This is a genomic window from Pseudovibrio sp. POLY-S9 (assembly GCF_001431305.1).
In the GTDB taxonomy this organism is placed as follows: domain Bacteria; phylum Pseudomonadota; class Alphaproteobacteria; order Rhizobiales; family Stappiaceae; genus Pseudovibrio.
Genome location: NZ_LCWX01000041.1, coordinates 1 through 3,018, shown reverse-complemented (window position 1 = coordinate 3,018; position 3,018 = coordinate 1). Strand labels below are relative to the sequence as shown.

The 3,018-nt window shown below is 55.9% G+C and carries 2 protein-coding genes; both read right to left on the bottom strand.

Annotated features, from left to right (window positions below; all coding sequences use genetic code 11):
- On the bottom strand, positions 1–656 hold a 656-nt coding region (locus PPL9_RS02645; RefSeq protein WP_057461199.1), incomplete at its 3' end, for a DUF2793 domain-containing protein.
- 10 nt (positions 657–666) lie between these two features.
- Positions 667–3,018: glycoside hydrolase/phage tail family protein (locus tag PPL9_RS02640; protein WP_200962072.1), on the bottom strand; the 2,352-nt coding region annotated here is incomplete at its 5' end.

Sequence of the window (3,018 nt, the reverse complement as noted above, 5' to 3'; positions counted from 1 at the left end):
GGCGTCTCTGAATAAAAGCCTTGCGGGCCGATGATGCCCTTGTTGGAGCTGCCAGCGGCAATGCCGAGGGAACCGCCGAACTTGGAGAACTCGCCGTCAATGCCACAGTCGTAAGACGTGGCGCCTGTGATTGCTGAGACTGTTCTGGTGGAAACGCCAAGGCAGATGGAGCGATCGGGAATGGTGATTGTGGTCTCGACAGTAGCTCCTGTTAGGTTGGCCAGGGTTTCTTCCAAAACACCCAGACCTGTGGTGCTACCAAGCCGCCCTCTGGCAACATGAACCAGCGGCGCTGATTTCAGAAGGCTCAAAGCATCAGATAGGGTTTTCCAGCTTCCGGCGGTGTAGATCAGCAACGTGCCTGCTTCCGCATCCCAGACACGCATGCCGCCGATAGCGGGAAGGCGGAACCAACTGCCATCGGCAAAAAGAGCCACATCCTGTTCCCAACCGTTCCACTCGCCCGTGGCGAGAGAACTGACAATGTAAGCGTCACCGTCATTGGGCGCGCTTGGTGGTTCTGTCAATACTGCATTGATGACACTCATCTGAATGAGGCCGTCGAGTAGGCGAAGGGCTTCATTGTGGGTGACATGCTTTTGTGCCTGCGCTGCCATGATGTAGGGCAGGGCAAGCCGAGATGTTGTCTCTGTCATGGTTGTTGCCTCAGAAGTGCAAAGTAGCGGTAAGCGGCGTGCCGCGGCCTATGGTGTTTGAGAGCTGGTAGATGCGGATGGCGAGCATATCTCCAGGCGAAAGCATTGCTCCAAAGTCCTCTAACTGCTGCGCGTTGGTGTAAACAGCATTGCTCACCGCGGAAGTGAGGGTGCGGATCACTGAGCCGTCTTTGATGATCTCCACCTCATAGGCCTCGACCTCTTCGCCAAGTGGCACATCACGTGAAAGCCAGCTGTCCGCTTCGGGCACGCGAGAACGCCTGATCCAGGAGAGAGTGAGATCTCCGGGTAGCCGTCCTGTGCGATTGGGCTGGGCAACATGAACCGGAGAGAACGGACGCAAGCCATTGGCTTCCGGCGTAAAGCCTAGTGCTAACGTGGCAGGATCAGAGAGTGACGCTCTACCAGGCGCGATGCGCCACCGGAACGGCAAGCCAATCTCGCTCAAGGTTATGGGAGCAGGGATCAGGTTATCATCAAGGCGAATGACCCTTGCGCCTACCGAGATACTATCAGGGATAGAGCTCTCGGTGCCACGCTGACCGCGAAGCAGCCGTGAGAGCTTGTAGGTGCTAGGCACTATGAGCTCTGCTCTGCTGGCCTGAATGATCTCCCAGGTGCTGGGAGCAGTCTCAATGGCAAAAGCATTGCCGCCCGCAAAGAGTTCTAAGTCTGTAATGCTCTCGATTGTTCCTGAAGAGACTGAGACTACCAGTTCATTGCCAAGATCAAACCTGGAGGTCGGACCTCGCTTAAGAGGCTCCATTGTTACCCCAAACTGAGCTGGTGTGGTGATCTGCGCAACGGACTTAAAGCCAGCCTCGCTCTGACTGCGATAGACATTGAGGATACCGGGCCAGGGATCGGCATGAGCTGCCATCAACGGCTGATGAGCAGGGGTACTGTCTGAGAGTTGCGGCAAATCGAGAAACGCAAACAGTGGTTTGCCAAAGACAACAGCCTGCGAAAGTGCGCCATCCGTTCTCTTGCGTGATGGTCCTGGCGGCATATCGTAGACTTGGCGGTCTTGCAAAACGCTGGTCAGCTTGCGCTCCAAGCCATCATTCACGCTCAAGAGCCGCAAATCATAGCTTCGGCCATCATGATCCAGCACCACCACATCTGTGGGATCAAGCGCAAGCTCTGAGGGTGGAAGGGCAAAGCTAGCGCCTTCGCGTCCAACCCAGGCTTCTTGAAGGGCGCGGCGTACTTGGCGCTCTGCTTCTTCTGGGGCAACGGCAAGCGGGAAGTTTTCTGATGAGACCCGGCTTGCCTGTACCGTGACCCGCTGCGCTTCCACCTGGATGGCGTCATAGTCTTCATCTGCTCGGGCAACAGACCATTTGAGCGCTTGAGGTAATTCGGTTTCCTGTGCGCGTTCAAGCTCGATGGGTTCGGTGTCTCTTGGTGCTGCCACCAGATCATCAAGCTCAAGGCGTTTGACGGCTCCGCGTCCTCGCATCTTAAAATGCAGGATGCCTTGGCTTTCGACCGCATCAAAGCCGAAGTGACGGGCCAGCACGGAAATTGATGCACGCGGGCTTTGCAACGCAGAAATCACATAGCCTTCAACGGCACCATAAAGATCTGAGGTGTCGATCAGATCTCCGCTCAGCCCAGCGCGTTTACATAGGTGTTTGACCAGCGCACCAAGCCCAACAGCCCCGAGCCGTCCTCCCAGCCAGTGCCCCAGTCGCCAGTTGTCACCATCTGACCAGATGTTGGTGAGTTCTGGAAAGAACGGATAGGGCCGGGCATCCCATGTCCAGGCAGAGCAATTGCCAAGGTCCAGCATGGGACCGTCATAGGCGCTTGATGTGGGATTGTTGCCCGGCTCTTGCCAATAGCTCAGTGTGGCATTCAAGTAAGCCCGCTGGATGGCATCATCGCGCCAGGCTCGGGAGAAGTAGGGCGCTTTGGATTCCGATGATTTGGGATCAATGAATACATTGGGCTGGTTGGTGGCGCGGTCCACGGCAGGGCAGCCGAACTCGGTAAACCAGATGGGCATGCTCTGTGGTACCCAGGCAGTTGGCGCTACCTCTTCTACACCGCTCAGGCGGTTATAGTGCTGATTGCTCCACCAGCTCTGAAGATCCTTGTAACGAAACACCCAAGGTTTGTTATGAGCGCCATCTGTGATCGGCGTTCTGACCTGAGCAATGCGATCAGCATCGCTTGCATAAAACCAGTCAAAACCTTCTCCGCCGTCTATGTTCCCCTTCAAATAACTCTGATCGTAAATGTGCGGGTGGATCTGTGCGTCCAAATGATCAAAACCATCGCGCCAATCGGAGAGTGGCATGTAATTGTCGATGCCGATAAAGGCGCAGGCTTCATG